Below are 20768 nucleotides of genomic sequence, written 5' to 3'. Positions count from 1 at the left end.
CGCGACGATGCGGCTCGTTGGCGTATACTGGCCAGCGCTGCGTTAGCTTCGTCGAAAGGATGAGCCCGTGTTCACCATCGGTTGTCATTTGTCCAGCGCCAAGGGGTATCTGAAGATGGCCCAGGATGCGGCCTCCATCGACGGAAACACGTTCCAATTCTTCACGCGCAATCCGCGCGGCGGCAAGGCCAAGGCCATCGATCCGGCCGATGTAGCCGCATTTCACGAGTTCGCTGCCGCCCACGGCATCACGACGTTTCTGGCCCATGCGCCCTACACCATGAACCCGGCAGCGGCCAAGCCCGAGACGCGGCAGTTCGCCATCGAGCTCTTAACCGACGACCTCATGCGTATGGAAAACACCCCCGGCCAGCTGTACAACATGCATCCGGGCTGCCATGTGGGCCAGGGCGCCGAGACGGGCATCGCGCTCATCGCCGACGCGCTGAACCAAGTGCTCGCGCCGGAACAGTCCACCACGCTGCTTTTGGAAACCATGGCGGGCAAGGGCACGGAGGTCGGCGGTCGCTTCGAAGAGCTGGCCGCTATCATCGACGCCGTGGAACTGAACAAGAAAGTGGGGGTGTGCCTGGACACCTGCCATGCGTGGGACAGCGGCTACGACATCGTCGGCGACTTGGACGGCGTGCTGGAAGAGTTCGACCGCGTCATCGGGCTCGACCGTTTGCGCGCCATCCACTTGAACGACTCGAAGAACCCGCTCGGTGCCCACAAGGACCGCCACGCCCCCATCGGCGAGGGCTGCATCGGCTTTGATGCGCTCGCCGCTGTGACGAACCACCCGGCCCTGCGCGATCTGCCCTTCTTCTTGGAAACGCCCCAGGACGACCTTTCCGGCTGGGGCCGCGAAATCGCCGCCCTGCGGGCAGCGCATGCCGAGTAGCTGCCGCGTTAAATCACGAAGAAGTACACGCTAAAGAACTGCAGGCAGCTGGCGGCCAGCACGAACAGGTGAAAAATCGAGTGCATGTAACGCACCTTTTTGAAGATGTAGAACACGGCGCCCACGGTATAGCTGATGCCGCCGGCAACTAAGAGCCAGAAGCCTGCGGGGGCCAGCTCGGCGAACAGCGTCGGGATGAAGAACACGATGGACCAGCCGAGCGCCACGTAAAGCACGGCCGATATCCAACGGGGACGGTAGGTCCAGAAGGCTTCAAAGGCGATGCCGACAAGTGAGACGGCCCAGACGAAGGCGGCGAGCCAGACGCCGCCCACATGTCCCAAGGTGATGAGGCAGTAAGGGGTGTAGGTACCGGCGATGAGCAGGTAGATGCCGGAATGGTCGAGCACTTTGAACACGCGTTTGGCGCGTTCTGCTGCCAGCGCGTGGTACAGCGTGGACATGAGGTACTCCAGCAGTTGCGCGATGCCGTAGACGAGGGCCGCCGCCAATAGGATGCCGCCGCCATCTGACACCGACTTCACGATGAGAAGCACGAGGGCCGCCACGGCCAGGCCCGCCCCTACGCCATGGGTGACGGCGTTGAAGATCTCCTCGCCCAAGGTGTACTCGCGGACGCTTTTCTTCCCGTGGCGCCGCAGAAGCTCCCGAATCTCGGGCGACACCTTGGCCGCCGCCGCGGCGGCGTTGGGGGAAAGTTCGGGGTGGGCTAGACGAATGTTGGGCACGATGACTCCTTTGGGTATGAGCTACTGCTGCTCGCGCAGAGCCTTCAAGATGGCGCGCTTTTTGGCCTGCTTGTCGGCGTAGGCCTGCTTCTCGGCGCGGGTGCGGGCGCGTTCGGCTTCGGCGGCAGCGCGCTCGTCGGCGTGGGCCGCAAGCTCGGCCGCGCGGGCGGCCCTGCGGGCGGCGCGGCGCTCCTCGCGCTCGGCGGCGGCCTCGGCGTCGGAGAAGCGGCAGCCGCAGTAGTTCTGGCGGTACATGCCGCCCTCGCGGGAGCGGCGGGTGGCCTCGTCGTAGAAGGGGCGGTAGTCGGCGAAGCGGGCCTCGATGCCCTCGCGGGCGCAGGCGCGCTGAAGTTCCTCGCGGATGATGCGGGTGTACTGGTAGGGGCTCACGGAAAGCGTGGTGCCCAGGGCGGAGTACCCGTGCTCGCGGGCGTAGCGGGCGGCCTCCTCGAAGCGCAGGCGGTAGCAGGCCCGGCAGCGGGCCTCCCGCGCCGCGCGGGCGGGGGAGGCGTCGCCTTCGAGGTCGCCTTCCTCGTTCGTGATCACGCCGAACTTGGCATCGGCGGCATTGCCGATGCGGCCGGCGGTGGTCTCCCAGGCCTCGGGGTCGTAGACGCCTTCCACGACTTCCAGCCCAGCGCCCGCGGCCCATTCGCGCAGGGTGGCCAGCCGGCGCGCGTATTCCTCGGCGGGGTGGATGTTCGAGTTCGCGTAGAACACGACGGGATCGACGCCCTCCGAGCGCAAAATGCGGACCGGCTCCAAAGAGCACGGTCCGCAGCAGGCGTGCAGAAGAAGCCTGTCCTCGTTCTCGGGCGCAGGCTGCATAGCTGAATCGGTTTTCGTGGTCTCTGTCATGACGCCCATGCTAGCACATTGTCGCCTGGCAATGTGCCGGTGAAAAAAAACGAGCCGCCTGCAAAAGGCGACTCGTCTATAACGATATGCTGCGAGGCCTACTTGCCGGCCAGGGGGCTCGGCACGGTGTAGACGCGGGCGGCGCAGGCCTGGTCGAGGTCGTACAGGCCCTTCGGGTCGCCTCCGAACAACTTCATGTTGGTGATCATGGTGTCGGCGTTGTCCTCTTCCTCCAGCTGCTCGTCGATGAACCAGCCGAGGAACTTCTGGGCGCGGTAGTCGTGGGCCTCGAGCGCGGCGGCATAGATGTCGTTGATGAGCGAGGTCACGTACTTCTCGTGCTCCATGGCGGCCTCGAGCGGCTCCAGGAAGTTCGCGAAGGTCTTGTCCGGCTGGTCGATGGCCAGAAGCTTCACAGCCTCGCCGTTCTCGTGCAGGTAGTTGCGGAAGATCATCGCGTGGTCGCGCTCTTCCTGAGCCTGGATCTCGAAGTAGTTGGCGTAGCCCGAGAGGCCCTCCTCCTCATAGTAGTCGGCGAAGGAGAGGTACAGGTAGGCGGAGTACAGCTCCTTGTTGATCTGGTCGTTGATGAGCTCGTAGACCTTGGCGTCCATAGTTGTCCTTTCTCGTTGGTCGGCGCGATGCCGTCTGGCGCAACGGGGCGTTGAGCGTGGGGCCCGCATCCGCGCAGCCGGCGGGGAACGCCGACGCTTCTTGGTGAACCGCATGACAGGATACCGCGAAACCGCTTAATCTTCGTGGCAAATCTATGCAAATAACCCGCTTTTAACGAAAGCGCCAGACGGCGCGCACCGCCGCACCTTCATAATGGCTCCCGAGAATTGAAGGAAGGGAACGCGCGCATGCTGCAGCTCAAGAATATCTGCAAGTCCTACACCACGGGCGACTTCACCCAGGTGGCCCTAAACGACGTCTCCATCTCGTTCCGCGACAACGAGTTCGTGGCGATTCTGGGGCCGTCGGGCTCGGGCAAGACGACGCTTTTGAACGTGATGGGAGGTCTTGACCACTACGACTCCGGCGACATGATCGTCGACGGCATTTCCACCCACCGCTACAAGGACCGCGATTGGGACACTTTCCGCAACAACCGCATCGGGTTCGTGTTCCAGAGCTACAACCTCATCCCGCACCAGACCATCCTGCAGAACGTGGAGCTGGCGCTGACGCTCTCGGGCGTGGGGAAGGCCGAGCGCACCCGCCGCGCCAAGGAGGCCCTGGCATCGGTCGGGCTGTCCGAGCATTTGAACAAGAAGCCGAGCCAGCTTTCGGGCGGTCAGATGCAGCGCGTCGCCATCGCCCGCGCGCTCATCAACGATCCGGAGATCGTGCTGGCCGACGAGCCCACCGGCGCGCTTGACTCCCATACCTCGGTGCAGATCATGGACCTGCTCACGCAGATCGCCAAGAACCGTCTGGTCATCATGGTCACCCACAACCCGGAGCTGGCGGCCGAGTACGCCACGCGCACGGTGAACCTCGCCGACGGCGTCATCCGCTCGGACACCGACCCCTATTTCCCCACGGAAGCGGAAATGCACGCCTCGCGCAAGCCCATCCGCAAGACCTCGATGAGCTTTCTCACGGCGCTCGCGCTGTCGGCGAACAACCTTCTGACCAAGAAGGGCCGCACCATCATGACGGCGTTCGCCGGCTCCATCGGCATCATCGGCATCGCGGCCATCCTGGCGCTCGCCAACGGCGTGGACAACTACATCGAGCGCACCGAGGAAGACACCTTGTCGGTGTACCCGCTGCAGATCATGTCCACCGGTTTCGACATGACGGCGCTCATGGGCATGGCCGTCGATGGCGGAACGGGCGACGGGGGAGACGCGACGGGCGAGGGCGCCGGCGACGACCCGCTTGCGGAAATGGGCCTTCAGGGCGGCAAGAACGGGGACGAGAACGACCCGGCCGCCGAGGGCAAGGTGCCCGAGACGCGCATGGTCACCGACATGTTCGCGAGCCTGGAGAACAACGACCTCGCCTCGCTCAAGCTGTTCTTCGACGAGAACGGCGGCGACATCAACAGCTATGTGAACTCCATCGAGTACTCCTACAACGTGGTGCCCCAGATCTTCGACGGCAACACCGAGGACGGGGTGCGCCAGATCAACCCGGACACGACGTTCTCCGCCTTCGGTATGGGCTCCGGTTCGTCCAACGCGCTCATGTCCACGATGTACTCCACCGATGTGTTCAGTGAGATGATGGGCAACACCGCCATTGTGGAAGAGCAGTACGACGTGAAGGCGGGCCGGTGGCCTTCCGCCTACAACGAGTGCGTCGTGGTGCTGACCGCGAACGGCACGGTGCCCGATCTGGTGAGTTACGCCCTGGGCCTGCGCGATCACGCGGTGCTCGAGGACATGATCGACCAGTTCATGAACGAGGAGGACGTGGAAAGCCCCGACGACAACCTCACGTTCACCTACGACGAGATCATGGGCGTGTCGCTGAAGATGGTGCCCGCCGCCGACTTCTACACCTACGACGAGGAGAACAAGGTTTGGGTCGACAAAACCGGCGACGAGGAGTGCATGAAGGGGCTCGTGGACGCCGGCGAGGAGCTGAAAATCGTCGGCATCGTGCAGCCGCGGCCGGACGCGAAAGCCACGGCGCTTTCCATGGGCATCTACTACACGCCCGAGCTGACGCGCCATCTGATCGAGCAGGCCTCCGAGGCCGCCATCGTGCAGGAGCAACTGAATTACCCGACCATCGACGTGTTCAACGGCAAGGAGTTCACCGAGGAGGAGGAATCGGGCTCGGATTTCTCTATGGAGAACCTGTTCAGCATCGACGAGGAGGCGCTGCAGAACGCCTTCAAGTTCGATGAGTCGAAGCTGAACATGGACACGAGTGCGCTGGGCGAGGGGATGTCGGCGAGCGATCTGCCGGCGATGCCCGGGCTCGATGCAAGCGCGTTGAACCTGGACATGACCTCCGCCTTCAACAGCGACGCCATGGGCGAGATGATGGGCGCGGCGCTGGCCGGCTACACCCAGGCCCTTGGCGCCGCCTATGCCCAGGCCGCGGCGTCGGGCACGCCGCCGGACTTCCAGACGCTGGCGCAGTCGACGCTGGAGTCCTACGCCCAAAGCCCCGAGCTGCAGGCCATTATGGGACAGTACGCGGCGCAGATCGTCGACGCCAACGCCCTGCAGAAGGAGATGGCGACGAAGATCTCCGCGGCCCTGGAATCTTCCATGAAAGCCTACATGGAGCAGGTCATGGCCACGATCACCGCCAAGACCCAGGCCTCGGTGCAGAAGGTGATGGGCGACATGGCGGCGAGCATTCCTTTGGCCATGTCCGTGGATACCGGCGCTTTCCAGAACGCCTTCCAGATGAAGATGACCGAAGATGAGCTGACCGAGCTCATCATGTCGCTCATGACGAATGGGACACGGTCCTTCGACGCGAACCTGAGCAAGTTGGGTTACGCGGAGCTTTCGAAGCCCTCGCAGATCGACATCTACCCGGACAACTTCGAGGACAAACAGCAGGTCATCGCCATTCTGGACGACTACAACGACCGCATGGTGGCCTCGGGGCAGGACGACAAGAAAGTTTCCTACACGGATTTCGTGGGCACGCTCATGAAATCGGTCACGACGATTGTGGACATGATCAGCTACGTGCTCATCGCGTTCGTGGCCATATCGCTCGTGGTGTCGTCCATCATGATCGGCATCATCACCTACATCTCGGTGCTCGAGCGCAAGAAGGAGATCGGCATCTTGCGCGCCATCGGCGCGAGCAAGGGCGACATCTCGCGGGTGTTCAACGCCGAGACCATCATCGAGGGCCTGACGGCGGGCCTTATCGGCGTGGGGGTCGTGGCGCTCGTGTGCATTCCGGTCAACGCCATTGTGTACGGGCTTTTGGACGTGCCCGACATCGCCATGCTGCCGCCGGTGGCCGGAGCGATCCTGGTGGCCATCAGCGTGTTCCTGTCGTTTGTGGCCGGGTTGTTCCCCGCCATGGCCGCCGCCCGCAAAGACCCGGTTGAGGCGCTGCGCAGCGAATAGTTACGCGTCGTTGCCGATGAGGCCGTTGACGAGGGCGGACACCAGCGAGATGACGATGGAGGCCACAAAGGCGCTGCCGAAGCTGGCGATGTAGAAGCCGGCGCCGAACAGCCCGTTGGCGAGCCACGCGGCGATGTAGAGCAGAAGCGTGTTCACGACGAGGTAGAAGATGCCCAGGGTGAGCACGGTCACAGGCAGCGAGAGGATCTGCAGAATCGGCTTGATGGACATGTTGATGAGCGACAGAATGAGTGCGAAGAACACGATGCCCACCCAGGATGCGCTGTTGCTCAAGATCTCGATGCCCGGCACGAGCCACACGGCGGCGGCGACGGAGATGGCGGTGACGATCCAGCGAATGATGAAGTTCATAAGTGCCTCCTTTTCCTGTGGCCCCATTATGTCAAAATGAGGCCATGACGAGAAAACATGACAACAATCCGAAACGCACCAGTAACCGCCCCGCCAAACCCAAGACGAGCCGGGCCAACCCGCCGCGCCCTAAACGCTTCGGGGCCGATCCCGTAGGGGGCGACCTTGGTCGCCCCTTGTCCCAGACCGCCAAGGCTGCGGGAAAGGGCTCGGCGTGCGCCCTCTGTCCCGCCTTCGGGCGCTGCGGCGGCTGCAGCCGGCTTGATGTCTCCTATGCGGATCAGCTGCTTGCGAAGGAGCAGCAGGTGGCCGCTCTTTTCGAAGGCATCGCCCCCGCTGGCGCCTTGCTGCCCATCCTGGGAATGGATGTCCCCTTCCACTACCGTAACAAGGTGATCTCCCCTTATGCTCCGGCCAAGGGCGCAAAGCGCAAGGGGAAAGATGTCAAGCTCACCCGCGCCGACATCCTCACGGGTATGTACGAGGTTGGCACCCACCGGCTCATCCCCACCGATACCTGCGCCATTGAAAACGAGACGGCCAAGAAGGTGACGCTCGCCATCCGCGACATCATGGCCCGCTGGGGCATGGAGCCCTACAACGAGGACACGGGCGCGGGCTTCGTGCGCCACGCCGTGGTGCGCGTGGGACATGAGAGCGGGGAAGTGCTCGTCACCGTGGTGACCAACGGCGAGGAGTTTCCCGCATCGAAGGCCTTCTGCCGCGAGCTTGCGCGCCGCGTGCCCGAGGTGACCACCATCGTGCAGAACGTGAACACGCGCCAGACCAATGTCATCTTGGGTGAGAAGGAGCGTGTGCTGTTCGGCCCCGGTTTCATTCTCGACACGCTGTGCGGACTCACGTTCCGCATCTCGTCGCAGTCGTTCTACCAGGTGAACGCCACGCAGACCGAGGTGCTCTACAACGAGGCCATTCGCTTGGCGAACCTTACGGGTGCCGAGACGGTCATCGACGCCTATTGCGGCACGGGCACCATCGGGCTGGTGGCTGCGAGGCGCGGGGCGGCCCGCGTTATCGGCGTCGATTCCGTGCCGTCGGCCATTCGCGACGCCGCCAACAACGCCCGCCACAACGGTGTGGAAAACGCCGAGTTCGTGACGCAGGACGCTACCGCGTTCATGAAGGAGCTGGCGGCGTCGGAAGAGCGCCCGCAGCCCCTCGTTCTGCTCATGGACCCGCCGCGGGCCGGCTCTACGCCGGAGTTCCTCGAGGCCGCGACATCGCTTGCTCCCGAGCGCATCGTTTACATCTCGTGCAACCCTGCGACTCAGGCCCGCGACGTGCGCCAACTGGTGGAAAGCGGTTACGAGGTGCGCGTCATCCGTCCCGTGGACATGTTCCCCCACACCGACCATGTGGAATCCATTGTGATGCTGGAGAAGAAAAATGACTGACGTACTCGAAAAAGCTCGCACCGCCATCGCGGCCCATGACCTGGCAGCCCCCGATGCCGCCGTGCTGCTCATGGTGTCCGGCGGCTCGGACTCCACGGCGCTGGCGTATTTGGGTGCCGCCCTGCGCGAGGCGGGCGATGTGGGGCCGGTGGCCATGCTGCACGTGAACCACCAGCTGCGCGGCGACGACGCCGATGCCGACGAGCGCTTCGTGGCGGCTTTGGCCGAGGCGCTGGACATCCCGCTGTTCATCTGCTCCATCGACATCGCCGCCGAGGCCGAGCGCAGCCGCGAGAACGTGGAAGCCGTGGCCCGGCGCGAGCGCTATCTGGCTGCCAACGAGGCCCTGCGCTCGATGTGCCAGCACGAGGGACGGCCCCTTTCGGAGGCGCGCATCTTCACGGCTCACACCGCCGATGATCGCATCGAGAATTTCTACATGCGTTCCATCGTGGGCACCGGCCCCGGCGGTTTCCGCAGCATGCTCTACCGCAACGGACCGGTGGTGCGCCCGCTGCTCGACGTCACGCGCGACGAGCTGCGCGACTACCTTGCCGCCCGGGAGGCGGCGGGGGAGACGGTGGTTCGCGACGGGTCCGGGGCGCTCTGGCGCGAGGACGCCACCAACGCCCACACCGATCGCTTCCGCGCCTACGTACGCCACAAGATCGTGCCGGTGGCCAAGGAATGGAACAGCGCGCTGCCCGAGGTGCTGACCCGCTCGATGAACCTCATCGCCGACGAGGACGACATGCTGTGCGGTATGGCTGAGAAGCTGGCGGAAGAATCGGCGGAATGGGTGGCCGAGGACGACACCTTCGGCATCGACCGCTCCGAGGGCTTTCGGCTGCTGCCGGCTTTCGGGAAGGCGGAGCGCCCCCTGCAGCGCCGCGCGGTGCTGCGCCTTCTGGAGGCCATGCTCGGCCCGGATGCGCGGGTGGAGGCCGCTAGCGTGGAAGCTGTGCTCGCTGGCTTCGCGAACGGCGCGCCCAACAGCGGGTACGTGGCCAATATCCAGTATGATCTGGCCGTGAGCGCGAACAAGCGGGGCGTCCTCGTGGAGCCCATGGCCTATTTCCGAGCCCGCAGAAAACGCACGTCCGATTAAACTTGCAGGTGGGTTTTACGGTGGGATTGAACCGCAGGGGCGACCCCCGGGCCGCCTCTCAGCGATGGTAGTTGATGAATGCCGAAGGGCATAGCGAAAGGAAATTCCATGAACGACGATCAGCTAAACGACGAAGTCGCCGCGAAGGTGGCTGCCGACGAGCTGTGCCAGGCCGTGAACGAAGAAAGGGAAACCGCATCCCAGCCGGCCGCCTTCGAGGTGGTCCTCGCGTCGGGCAGCCCGCGCCGTCGCGAGCTTTTAGACGCGGTCGGCGTGAAGTTCATCGTCCACACCCCGGCCACGCCCGTGGACGAGTCCCTCGAGCCCGATTTGGCCGCCAACCCCGAGGAGGCCGCCAAGAAGCTCGCCGAGCGCAAGGCCGGAGCTGTGGTGCAGGAGGTGCTCGCCCAGAACTACACGGGCATGCTCATCGTCATCGGCGCCGATACCATGGTGGTGCTCGACGGGAAGATCTTCGGCAAGCCCCGCAGCCTGTCGGATGCCAAGCACATGCTGCGCCAGCTCTCGGGCCGCACCCACGAGGTCATCACGGCCGTGTCGGTCTGGATGATCGCGGCGCCGGCCGCCGAGGACATCTCGCTGGGCTTCCGCACCTTCGCCGACACGAGCCGCGTCACGTTCCGCGATCTGACCGATGAGGAGATCGCCGACTATCTGGCTCGCGGCGAGTCCTTCGACAAGGCCGGCGCCTACGCCATCCAGGGAGAAGGGGCGAAGCTCGTCGACCACTACGACGGCTCCCTCGACACCATCATCGGCCTGCCTGCGGAACGTCTCATCAAGGAATTCCCCGACCTCGTGAACGCCGAGGCCGCAGAATGTTAAGCGATCAGTTTTGGCTGAGTCTTGCGGTTGCGTGATGCCGGGCTCTGGCATGCCGCCAGTATCGATGCGGCCCTTGGCGGCTCGATGACAATTAGCGCACATAATTTGTGGCGTTGCTGTCTTACGGCTGTTCGGGAAAAGGTCTTTGGTAAACTGGACTGCGATTAAAGAGCGCTGCGGCGTTTGCGCGAGGAGCGCGCGCTGCGGGCAAAGAGAAAGTGGTTCACGTGCATAACGACATCTCAGAGATACTTTTCTCCGAGCAGGACCTGGCGATACGCGTGCGCGAGCTGGGCGAGGCCATCACCCGCGACTATGCCGACGTTGCCGGGGATGCGGGCATTGTGGTCGTGTCCATCCTGCGCGGCGGGGCGGTGTTCACCTGCGACCTCATCCGCGCCATCGATCTGCCGCTGGAAGTGGATTTCATGGCCGTGTCCTCCTACGGCAACGGCGCGAAGAGCTCCGGCGTGGTGCGCATCTTGAAGGACCTCAGCACCGATATCCGGGGACGCCACGTCATCGTCGCCGAGGACATCATCGATTCAGGGCTCACGCTGAAGTACCTCTTGAAGAACCTGCAGTCCCGCGAGCCGGCGTCGCTTACGGTGGCGGCGCTCATGCGCAAGGACACGCCGGCCCAGGCCGACATCCCGTGCCGCTATATCGGCTTCGAGTGCCCCGACGAGTTCATCGTCGGTTACGGCCTCGACTTTGCCGAGCATTACCGCAACCTCCCCTACATCGGCGTTCTGAAGCCCGAGATCTACCAGTAAAGGCAGCAATCAACTATGGCAGACAACAATCCCAAGAAACCAATCCCGCCGGCGTCGACCCAGCGCACCACGATGGTCATGGTCATCATCCTCTTGGCCGTGGCGTTTTTCGTGGGCAGCCAGTTCATGCGTACCGGCGCCATGGGCACCACCGTGACCGATCAGCTCATCACCTCCGAGTTCACCCAAGCGGTGGAGCAGGGCCGCGTGAAGTCGGTCACCTACTCCGCCGGCGACTACACGGTGTCGGGCACCTACTTCCCGGCGGCCACCGCCGGCTCCGAGGCCGCCGCCGCCTTCAACGGGGCCTTCGATTCCCTGAACGCCCTCATGGCGACCGAGCACGGCGATGACGGCAAGGCGCTCGGCGGCGTGGCCACCACGACGCTCGATCCGGCCACGCTGGGCAAAGAGCACAATTACACCTCCACCTACGTAGGCTCCGATTCGCTCGGCGAGCTTTTGGCGGCCCACCCCGACATCTCCTATCAGGTGACGTTGCCGAGTCCCTTCCTGGAGGTTCTGGCCACGCTTCTGCCCATTCTCATCATCGGCGGCCTTCTGATGTTCTTCTTCTACAAGATGCAGCAGGCCAACAATTCCCAGATGAGCTTTGGGAAGAACAAGGCGAAGAAGACTCTGGAGGAGCGCCCCGACGTGACGTTCGCCGATGTGGCCGGCGTCGATGAGGCCGTGGAGGAGATGCAGGAGATCAAGGACTTTCTGGCCAATCCCGCCAAGTACCAGTCCATGGGTGCGAAGATTCCGCGCGGCTGCCTGCTCGTGGGCCCTCCGGGCACCGGCAAGACCCTGCTCGCGCGCGCTGTGGCCGGCGAGGCGGGCGTGCCGTTCTTCAGCATCTCGGGCTCGGACTTCGTCGAGATGTTCGTGGGCGTGGGCGCGAGCCGCGTGCGCGATCTGTTCAAGGACGCGAAAGAGGCTTCCCCCGCCATCATCTTCATCGACGAGATTGACGCGGTGGGGCGCCAGCGCGGCACGGGCCTTGGCGGCGGTCACGACGAGCGCGAGCAGACCTTGAACCAGCTGCTCGTGGAAATGGACGGCTTCGAGTCCAACGACTCCGTGGTGCTCATCGCGGCCACGAACCGCGCCGACGTGCTTGATCCGGCGCTTCTGCGCCCGGGCCGCTTCGACCGACAAATCGTCGTGGACACCCCCGACGTGAAGGGCCGCCAGCGCATCCTGGAGGTGCATTCCAAGGACAAGCCCATCGGGTCGGATGTGGATCTGGCGAAGATCGCGAAGATCACCCCGGGCTTCACCGGTGCCGATCTGGCGAACCTCATGAACGAGTCGGCCCTGCTCACGGCGCGGCGCGGCAAGAAGATCATCACCATGCGCGAGGTGAGCGAGTCGATGGAGCGCGTTATCGCCGGCCCGGAGCGCAAGGGCCGCGTGATGAACGAAAAGACCAAGCACACTATCGCCTACCACGAGAGCGGGCACGCGCTCGTGGGACATTTGCTCGACCATGCCGATCCGGTGCACAAGATCTCGATCATCTCGCGCGGCCGAGCGCTGGGCTACACCCTTTCCATTCCCGATGAGGACAAGGTCTTGAACTCGCTTTCCGAGATGAAAGACGAGCTGGCGGTGTTCATGGGAGGCCGCGTGGCCGAGGAGATCTTCTGCGACGATATCACCACCGGCGCCTCCAACGACCTTGAGCGCGCAAGCAAGATGGCCCGCGCCATCGTCACTCAGTACGGCATGAGTCCTCTGGGCACTCAGGTGTTCGGCCAGCCCAACCACGAGGTGTTCTTGGGTCGCGACTACGGCAACACCCAGGATTACTCCGAGGAGACGGCCCGCCGCATCGATGAAGAGGTGGCCAAAATCATGAAGGAGGCCCACGATAGGGCCCACGCGATTCTGTCCTCCCATGCCGATCAGATGGATCTCATGGCCAGCGTGCTGCTCGAGCGCGAGACCGTGGAAGGCGAGGCTTGCGAGGCGCTGCTCGACAACAAGTGGGACGAGTACTTGGCGCGCGAGGACGACATCATCGCCGCCAAGGAGGCGGAAGAGGCCGCGGCCCGCGCCAAGGACGCCGAGCTTTTGGCGGCCCAAGGCGAGGGCGATGGCGCGAGCGACGCGCCGGGCGCGCCGGGTGGCTCGGGTGCTGCGCCGGCCGATCCCGATGCCGGCGAGACGTTGGCCGACCCGAACTGGCGAAACGAGCCGGTAGAGCCGGGCGACCAGGATCCGAACGCCCCCTTCCGCACGCCTGCCGAGCACGCCGACCGCGCCGATGCACCCACCCAAGCCGAGGTGAACGCCGAGATCGACCGCGAGGACGACATGGATTCCTCCGCCGACGCCCCTGATCCGAACAAGAAGGATTGAGCGAGGACGCTGCGCTTGGACTCGATCCTCGATTGCCAACATACATAACCTTCGTAGGGGCTGACCTTGGTCAGCCCTTTCTGCAACGGCAACCATGCCTGTAGCAAGGGGCGACCAAGGTCGCCCCTTGCTACGGAAGAGGCCGCGCTTGCGACAAGGGGCGACCAAGGTCGCCCCCTGCGGAAGCTGATATGACGCCTTCGGGCGCTCTTTTTCGTGCATGCGCCTAAACTTGAAGCCCGCTCTAAGAGATATTACGGTACACTCATCTGAAAACCAGTGTACACGGGCTTTTTGCGCCGTTACACTTATCGGCTGAGAATCTAAGGGAGGAAACGCCGAGGAAGACGAGGCTTCAGCATTCATGATTTGGCATTGCGGACAATACGACTTCGACACCAGCACGCCCATCATCATGGGCATTTTGAACGTGACCCCCGATTCCTTCTCCGACGGCGGCGCTTATCTCGATCCGAAGGCGGCTGTGGCCCATGGTCTGGAAATGGTGCGCGCCGGTGCCGCCATTGTGGATGTGGGCGGCGAGTCGACGCGTCCGGGCGCCACGCCGGTCACGCCCGATGAGGAGTGGGATCGCATCGGCGAGGTCGTGGCGGCCCTGGTGGAGGCCGGCGTCTGCGTGTCGGTGGATACGCGCCATGCCGAGGTGGCCGTCCGCGCCCTGCATGCCGGCGCTTCCATCGTCAACGACGTGTCGGGTTTTCGCGATCCCGCCATGCGCGAGGCGGTGCGCCGCTGCGGCTGCGGCTGCGTGGTCATGCACATGAAGGGCGAGCCCGCTACCATGCAGGACAACCCCGTTTACCAGGACGTGGTGGCCGAAGTGCGCGATTACCTGCGCGATGCGGCCGCCGCTTTGGAGGCGGCCGGCATCGACCGCTCCCGCATCTGCGTCGATCCGGGCCCTGGCTTCGGCAAGACGCCCAAGCAAACCATCGAGCTCATGCGCAATCTCCACGAGATCGTGCACCTGGGCTATCCGGTCATGGTGGCGGTCTCGCGCAAGCGCTTCGTGGGCGAGGCCTACCATGTGGAAGAGCTTCACGACCGCGATGTGGCCTCGGCGGCTGAGGCGCTGCTCGCCTGCGAGCTGGGCGCCAGCGTGGTGCGTACCCATAACGTGGAGATGACGGCTGCGGCGTTGAAGGATCTGAGGCCGGCGGTGCTTCTGGGCCTGGGCTCCAATGTGGCGCTCGTGGCCGAGCCCGGCGAGGAGACCGAGGCCAAAATCGCTCAGCTGAACCTCGCCGTGGGTCAGTTGTGCAGCCTGCCCGACACCCAGATCATGGACATGTCGTCGTTCTACGAGAGCGAGCCGGCCTACTACGAGGATCAGGATGCCTTCGTGAACGCCGTGGTGCTTCTGCGCAGCGGCCTACCGCCGAAAGAGCTGCTCGGCTACTTGCACGGCATCGAGAACTCCCTCGGTCGCGTGCGCACTATCGAGAACGGCCCGCGCACGCTCGATATCGACATTCTCGACTATCAGATGTACGTCGCTTCCGACGACGAGCTCACGCTTCCGCACCCGCATGTGACGGAGCGCGATTTCGTTGTGAAGCCCCTGCTGGAAATTCTGCCTGGCTGGGAGTTGGCGGACGGAACCCCCGTGGGGCGCGTGCCCGAGGCGCAGCGCGTTGGGAAGGCAAGGAGGATCTAGCCATGAAGCTGACCGTGCTTGATGAGGTGGCCTCCACCAACGAGGTCGTGAAGAACGCGTTGCGCGAGGGCAAGGCCGAGGGTCTCATTGTTCGCGCCCGACGCCAGTCCAGCGGCTATGGCCGCCAGGGTCGCGAATGGGACAGCCCGGAGGGCGGCCTGTACATGTCCATCCTCTTGCGTCCCGATGTGGCCGGCAGCGGCTTGGCTACCTTGAGCCTGGTGGTGGGGCTTTCGGTCCAGCGCGCCTTAGGCCAGGTGGCGGCGCCGCAGTTCGAGGACGGCATCCAAGTGAAGTGGCCCAACGACGTGATTTATATGCCCGCCGACTGCGAGCGCGCCGACGAGTACCGCAAGCTCTGCGGCATCTCGCTGGAGGCCTGCGGGGGCGGTGTGTGCGTGGGCATCGGCATCAACGTGTTCCGTCCCGAGGTCGACCGCCCCGTGCAGGGCCGCAACGTCCCCGAGTACATGGCCGAGCTCATGCCGGCCCCCGACTCTGAGCCGGGGCACTTCGTGTCGCTGGCCCAAGCCATTGCGGCATTGCCGGAGCGCGAGCAGGCCGCCCGTCGCGAGGAGGCCATCACCGACATCCAGCGCGAGGTTATCGCCCGCATCCTCGTGAACTACGGTCGTTGGCGCGAGCTCGGCTTCATGCCGACTTTGGGCAGCTACGAAGGCTCCTCCTTCCTTACCGGTCGCGCGGTGCGCATCGAGGATGCCGCCGGCACCGCTACTTTGGAAGGCACGGCCACCGGTGTCGACGAGCGCGGTCGCCTCCTCGTCCGCACCGCCGACGAAACCGTCCCCGTCGCCTCCGGTGAGGCCCACGTCATGGTGATGCCGTAAAAGGCAGCATTGGTTGCCAGTCGGTGACAAAACGCACCCTCCTGGTGCACGAAATTCGACTTATATAGACTTTTGGAAATCTTCGAAGAGGCTGATCTGCGCACTTTCGAACTTATATAGCCTTTTCGGGCCGTCGGGCTTGCCATCGAAAGCTATATAAGTCCGATTTCGTGCACCAAGGGGCCCTTTCGTGTCACGGGCACAGCTGGGGATGCTTGCGAACGCGGTTCGGGCGGCGCCGTTGATGATGAAGCTGCAAGGGGGGTAGAGTTTGTCAGCTATTGTTCGTCAAATGCCGTGCGAGCTGATGCACAAGAGGGTTCTCGTTGTCCTCTCGATAGAGGATCCCCAAGGGCATCGATAACGGTGCTCCGTCAAGTTCTTCAATGATGACAACGTCATCCCTGCCACTGTAGAAGCGGCGAAGCTCCTCTGCGGTGTAGAAGACGATGCCGCGTCCCAGGTCTATGGAACCCATGTTGGCAGTGACACCGTGCACTGATTTCAAAGTGAAGTGAAGGTTGAGGTCGCCGCCGAGAACGTGGGCGATGTAGGAGCGCCAGAGGTCGTAATAGGCGCGATCCACAATGAGAAATTCCGCTTGGGTGAGGTCGGCGCGCTGGAGTTTCCCGATGCGAGACAACGGATGCTCGACGCTCATAGCCAATGCGGCCGGCGCCGCAACCGTTGCCGCCGTTTTGATGCCACGTTCTTGGGCTGCTTTCGAGAAATCGGGCATGATCGAGAAGTCTAGTGAACTGACGATGTCTACCGAATCGTTGTCAAGGACAGCGAAATAGGGATCGTCGAGACCTTCCGTCGAAGTGTTTGTGAGCTCAAATGGAATTCCCTTGACGTGTGGCAACCGGTCAGACAGATAAGTGCCATGGTCGAACCATTGAACTCGAACGGGCCGATTGGAATGCCTGAGTTCCCTGCAAGCCTTCACTCCCGAATTTAAGGTAGTGAGAGTTGATTGAGCGCACTCAAGAAAGCGGTGTCCATAATAGGTGAGCTGGGGGCTGCCGCCTCTCTCAATGAGAGGAACCCCCACCCATTTTTCCAGCGCAATCATATGCTTGCTAAGTGTCGGTTGCGCCATATTGAGTGTCTTTGCCGCAGAACTGAAGTTCAGATGTCGCGCGAATACGATGTACTCCTGGAGCCATTCCGTGTTCATGTAGTCCTCCCCTTTGAAATCATCCCAACTAAAGCATAACGTTTTTTTTCCAGGGGGAGAAATGGCTATTCCATGGTCGAATAGCCAAATTACGAAACGTAAAAAGCGAATGCCGGAATGGGAGAGTGGTATTACCACTTCCTTTGCGGCTATGACTTGTTGCGCAAGCACAATGGGTTCCAACAGCTCTTGGAGGAAGGGGGTGAATATGAGCAAAGCAATTTCCCGCAAGAAGGCAGCGCTGACGATTCAAGTGGCGTTGGCGCTCACCCTGGTCGCGGGCTTCAGCGTTTTGGGTGGCTGTGCGCCGCAGGCGGCCAATCTGCCGGATAGCGGAAGCGAAGAGAATGCCCCGCAAGCTACCGGGACGGGTTCAGGATCGGAAGGCGAAGTTGGCACAAGCCTTGCCGAATGGAACCCCGACATGGATTGCTCGGTTTGCCACGATACGGAACAGGCTTCCCTATCCGACTCGACATGCACGGCTTCGAATCACGCCAACCTCTCCTGCACGGACTGCCATTCAGAAGTTGAGGGATTGGCCACGGTTCACCAGGAGACGAAGAAGTCGAAGCCAGGCAAGATCAATCGTCTCGACTACCCGGTGAGCGAAGAGACCTGCTTCGGATGCCACGAGAGCAAAGAGGCTCTGGCTGAGCGCACCGCCGATTGTACGGTGCTGACCGACAGCAAGGGAACGGTGGTGAATCCCCACGCGATTCCCGAGAACGAAGGTCATAAGAAACAGGCGGAATGCGCCGACTGCCACGGCATGCATACGGCTTCGGATCCCTCCCAGTATTGCCTTGGATGCCACCATCAGAACGTGTACGAATGCTATACCTGCCACGACTAGGAGACAAACTGCCCTTTCAGAAGGAGAGGGAGTTCGAAAAAAGGAGGAGACATGAGCGAAGAGCTATCGAGACGATCGTTTATCCGCGGAGGAGCGGCGGCGGTCGCGGCAACGGCGGTCGGAGCCGCCGGAGTACTAAGCGGTTGCTCCAGCCAAGATCTGAGCGCCACCGGCCCCGCAGAGAGCCAGGCGAATGAGAACTCGAAGGTGCCCCCGGCTTGGGACGCCACGGTTCCGGAGACCTGGGATCGCGAAGTGGAAATGCTGGTTCTGGGGTGCGGCATTGCCGGTGCCTGCGGTGCCGTCGAGGGCTACGATTTGGGCCTTGATGTGCTGGTGGTTGACGCCGCTCCCACTATTACGGAATGCTGTTGCACGCAGAGCGGCGGCGCCTTGTGCGGTTGCGGAACGCGCATTCAGGAGGACTTTGGCGTGACCGACGATGTGGAGGTCATGATCCAGGACGTTCGCAACGACGGCGGCGACTTGGGCGACCCGGAGGTCATTCGCGCCTTCTGCGAGCTGTCCGGCGAGACAGTGGACTGGCTGGAAGATTTGGGTTGCGACGTCATTCAGAACGTGTCCTTGAACGAGCCCTCCCACACTATCGCCCGCACGTATAACACCAATCCTCCCGGCAATGGGCTCGGCTGGATGGAGGGCCTGCAGGGAGCCATCGAGGAGCGCGGTATAGAAGTTTTGTCCGATACGCGGGCGCAGAAGCTCTATCGCGACGCCGATGGCGTTGTCGTGGGCGCCCATGTCGAGGCCAAGAGCGGCGAGACCCTTGATATTCGCGCAACGAAGGGTGTTTTGCTGGCCGTCGGCGGCTTGGGAAACAATGTGGATATGTGGAACAAGCACTGCCTGACCATGAAGGAGCTCTCTTCTGAGGCGAAGCGCATCGTGGGCGCGGCTCCGGCCGATGTGCAGGGCGATGGTTACCGAATGCTCGAGGAAATCAACGGCTACTGCTATCCCTCTCCTCCCAATTACGGACCTGGCGGTGTCGCGGTGAGCAACGACGGACCCGCAAGCGGCATCCTTCTTCCCTTCAACTGGAAGGACAGCCTCATCGAGGTGAACAAGGACGGCAAGCGCTTCAACGACGAAAGCAGCTTCCACGTGTTCTATGACCTGAAAACGCCGCTGAAGCAGCCCGAGATGTGGCACGTATGCATCTTCGATGAGACGGCGCGCCTGGGCCAGAATGGTCAAACGAATGCTCAGCCCATTATCGATGAGGCGACGGCCAACGGCATGGACTCGGTGAAGACCGCCGACACCATCGAGGAACTGGCCGAAATGTTTGGACTGCCCGCTGATGCGGTGCGCGCGAGCGTCGATGAGTTCAACAGCTACATCGGCAAGACGGGGGAGACCGACCCCTATGGGCGCACGGCTTTCGAGGGGCAGAAAATCGAGACGCCGCCGTTCTGGGGCATCGAGGAAAACGCCATCATCGGCACCTCTAAGGGTGGGTCGAAGGTGAATCCGCAGGCGCAGGTGCTTGATCGCCACGGCGAGGTTATTACTCATCTGTACGCGGCGGGCGAGATCGCGTTTTTCCCCACCTCCGGTAATGCGGCGATCCATATCGTCGGCGGCTGCAACGGCTCTGGTGCGAACTTCGGCCGCATCGCCGCTCGCGGCATCGCTGAGGAGACGGCGCTGGCCTAGGCTCTTCGCGAGACTTGCTTTACTGGTGCGCCCCTTCTTTCCCCTCCCTCTGATGGGGCGCGAATTTCCTTGCCGGGCGCAACGGCTTTGCAGCCGTTGCGCCCGATGCTATGGGGGCGTGTTGCGTACGCGGGATCCAAGAGAACGAAAAGCGCTTTCTCTTTAAAGAATGGTGCCCAAGGGGCAACCCTGGGCTCCTCTAGGGTATAAGGGCGTCTTCTCTTATTTCCAGCGGGTTCGTGGCACACTCTTTTCAAGTATGGAACGTGGAAGGGGGGGCGCTATGGATGATGTCTATGAGGCAGAGGCCATGCAATCCGGAGGCGACGAAACGTCGGTGCCGTCGGTTCAGGAAAGTGGGGCACGCCGTCTCGCAGGGGCGGCCGATGTGTGCGAGTTGCTGTCTGTTGCGTTTCGCTTTCCGGAAGAGGATGCCCTGGCCGTGGCTCTGGTAGATGGCCGTTTCGCCGCCGATGCGCAGGGCGCCTTCTCCGACGCCGGCGCGCCGGCGGAAGCTCTTGCAGCGAGCGACGAGCTGCTCGCGTCCTTTCGGGGCTTGAACGCGGCGGCGCTGCAGCGCGATTTGCGCCGCGGCTACTCGCTGCTGTTCTTGGCACCGGGCGCGAAGGTGCCCGTCTGGCCCTACGAGGCCCCTTTTCGCTATCGCGCGAAAGGCCGCGCGGGAGCGCCGTCTCTCTTCCGCAGTCCGGTGACGCTGGAGGTAGCCGCGTCTATGAGCGAGGTGGGCTTCAAGCCCGTTGATGCCACCGAACCGCCCGACAGTGTGGCCGACGAGCTCGCGTTTCTCTCGGCGCTTTTGGCAACTGCCGCGGCGGCGCTTCAGGGCGGCGAGGAGTCGGTTGCCCAAAACTGGCTCGGGAAGGCGCGACGATTCTGGAACGACCACCCCGGCCAATGGCTGCCGGCGTTTATGGAGCAGGTGCAACAGGAGTCGCCCCTGCGCAAGGGCGCCTCCCCCTATGGCCTTCTGGCCCAATGGGGCGCTCTGGTGCTGTCCGTGCTGTCCTTTCTCGGTAACGCTGCTGAAGGCGCTCGGGTATAATTTCGACAAC

General features: G+C 63.1%; 17 protein-coding genes. 12 read left to right on the top strand and 5 right to left on the bottom strand.

The window, feature by feature from the left end; all coding sequences use genetic code 11:
* Positions 1 to 67 precede the first annotated feature (67 nt).
* Positions 68 to 904 carry a deoxyribonuclease IV gene (locus AEQU_RS08350; RefSeq protein WP_022740488.1) on the top strand — a complete coding sequence of 279 codons (837 nt, stop codon included), beginning with the start codon at positions 68 to 70 and terminating at the stop codon, positions 902 to 904.
* 8 nt (positions 905 to 912) lie between these two features.
* Here the strand turns inward: AEQU_RS08350 and trhA are convergent, their stop codons facing one another.
* From trhA to AEQU_RS08335, 3 genes are all read right to left on the bottom strand, one after another.
* Positions 913 to 1653 carry a PAQR family membrane homeostasis protein TrhA gene (gene trhA, locus AEQU_RS08345; RefSeq protein WP_022740487.1) on the bottom strand — a complete coding sequence of 247 codons (741 nt, stop codon included), beginning with the start codon at positions 1651 to 1653 and terminating at the stop codon, positions 913 to 915.
* Positions 1654 to 1674: 21 nt separating this feature from the next.
* Entirely contained in the window at positions 1675 to 2520 is an 846-nt protein-coding gene (locus AEQU_RS08340) for an epoxyqueuosine reductase QueH (RefSeq protein WP_022740486.1), read from the bottom strand.
* 89 nt (positions 2521 to 2609) lie between these two features.
* A complete protein-coding gene (locus tag AEQU_RS08335; protein WP_022740485.1) occupies positions 2610 to 3125 on the bottom strand; it encodes a ferritin in 516 nt (171 codons plus the stop codon).
* 249 nt (positions 3126 to 3374) lie between these two features.
* On the opposite strand from AEQU_RS08335, the gene AEQU_RS08330 reads away from it, so the two are divergent.
* Positions 3375 to 6569 carry an ABC transporter ATP-binding protein/permease gene (locus tag AEQU_RS08330; protein WP_022740484.1) on the top strand — a complete coding sequence of 1065 codons (3195 nt, stop codon included), beginning with the start codon at positions 3375 to 3377 and terminating at the stop codon, positions 6567 to 6569.
* Here the strand turns inward: AEQU_RS08330 and AEQU_RS08325 are convergent, their stop codons facing one another.
* Positions 6570 to 6941 (bottom strand): phage holin family protein, encoded by a 372-nt coding sequence (locus AEQU_RS08325; protein WP_022740483.1) that lies wholly within the window; start codon positions 6939 to 6941, stop codon positions 6570 to 6572.
* A gap of 44 nt (positions 6942 to 6985) precedes the next feature.
* On the opposite strand from AEQU_RS08325, the gene rlmD reads away from it, so the two are divergent.
* From rlmD to AEQU_RS08290, 7 genes are all read left to right on the top strand, one after another.
* On the top strand, positions 6986 to 8356 hold the full coding sequence (gene rlmD / locus AEQU_RS08320) for a 23S rRNA (uracil(1939)-C(5))-methyltransferase RlmD (RefSeq protein ID WP_022740482.1): 1371 nt from the start codon (positions 6986 to 6988) through the stop codon (positions 8354 to 8356).
* The gene (tilS, locus tag AEQU_RS08315; protein WP_022740481.1) at positions 8349 to 9464 is read left to right on the top strand and encodes a tRNA lysidine(34) synthetase TilS; all 1116 of its coding nucleotides are present in this window, start codon (positions 8349 to 8351) and stop codon (positions 9462 to 9464) included. The genes rlmD and tilS overlap by 8 nt, the downstream gene beginning before the upstream one ends.
* Positions 9465 to 9572: 108 nt before the next feature.
* On the top strand, positions 9573 to 10310 hold the full coding sequence (locus tag AEQU_RS08310) for a Maf family protein (protein WP_022740480.1): 738 nt from the start codon (positions 9573 to 9575) through the stop codon (positions 10308 to 10310).
* A gap of 227 nt (positions 10311 to 10537) precedes the next feature.
* Positions 10538 to 11086, top strand: coding sequence for a hypoxanthine phosphoribosyltransferase (gene hpt / locus AEQU_RS08305; RefSeq protein WP_022740479.1), 549 nt, complete (start codon positions 10538 to 10540; stop codon positions 11084 to 11086).
* A gap of 15 nt (positions 11087 to 11101) precedes the next feature.
* Positions 11102 to 13453 carry an ATP-dependent zinc metalloprotease FtsH gene (gene ftsH, locus AEQU_RS08300; protein ID WP_022740478.1) on the top strand — a complete coding sequence of 784 codons (2352 nt, stop codon included), beginning with the start codon at positions 11102 to 11104 and terminating at the stop codon, positions 13451 to 13453.
* A gap of 364 nt (positions 13454 to 13817) precedes the next feature.
* Complete coding sequence (folP, locus tag AEQU_RS08295; RefSeq protein WP_022740477.1) at positions 13818 to 15131, top strand: dihydropteroate synthase; 1314 nt, start codon at positions 13818 to 13820, stop codon at positions 15129 to 15131.
* Between the two features lie 2 nt (positions 15132 to 15133).
* Positions 15134 to 15979 carry a biotin--[acetyl-CoA-carboxylase] ligase gene (locus tag AEQU_RS08290; RefSeq protein WP_022740476.1) on the top strand — a complete coding sequence of 282 codons (846 nt, stop codon included), beginning with the start codon at positions 15134 to 15136 and terminating at the stop codon, positions 15977 to 15979.
* Between the two features lie 274 nt (positions 15980 to 16253).
* Here the strand turns inward: AEQU_RS08290 and AEQU_RS08285 are convergent, their stop codons facing one another.
* Positions 16254 to 17159: a LysR family transcriptional regulator gene (locus AEQU_RS08285; protein WP_041714646.1), complete on the bottom strand. Its 906-nt coding sequence runs from the start codon at positions 17157 to 17159 to the stop codon at positions 16254 to 16256.
* Between the two features lie 208 nt (positions 17160 to 17367).
* Between AEQU_RS08285 and AEQU_RS08280 the strand changes: the two genes are divergently transcribed.
* The 3 genes from AEQU_RS08280 (at position 17368) to AEQU_RS08270 (ending at position 20758) form a co-directional block, all read left to right on the top strand.
* Positions 17368 to 18015: a cytochrome c3 family protein gene (locus AEQU_RS08280; protein ID WP_051353414.1), complete on the top strand. Its 648-nt coding sequence runs from the start codon at positions 17368 to 17370 to the stop codon at positions 18013 to 18015.
* 51 nt (positions 18016 to 18066) lie between these two features.
* The gene (locus tag AEQU_RS08275; protein ID WP_022740473.1) at positions 18067 to 19695 is read left to right on the top strand and encodes an FAD-dependent oxidoreductase; all 1629 of its coding nucleotides are present in this window, start codon (positions 18067 to 18069) and stop codon (positions 19693 to 19695) included.
* Positions 19696 to 19978: 283 nt separating this feature from the next.
* The gene (locus tag AEQU_RS08270; protein ID WP_022740472.1) at positions 19979 to 20758 is read left to right on the top strand and encodes a molecular chaperone TorD family protein; all 780 of its coding nucleotides are present in this window, start codon (positions 19979 to 19981) and stop codon (positions 20756 to 20758) included.
* Positions 20759 to 20768: the final 10 nt, after the last annotated feature.

Origin of the sequence: Adlercreutzia equolifaciens DSM 19450 (assembly GCF_000478885.1) — a bacterium.
GTDB lineage: Bacteria > Actinomycetota > Coriobacteriia > Coriobacteriales > Eggerthellaceae > Adlercreutzia > Adlercreutzia equolifaciens.
Note: the sequence above shows the minus strand (reverse complement) of the source record. Positions and strands in the feature narration are given on the sequence as shown.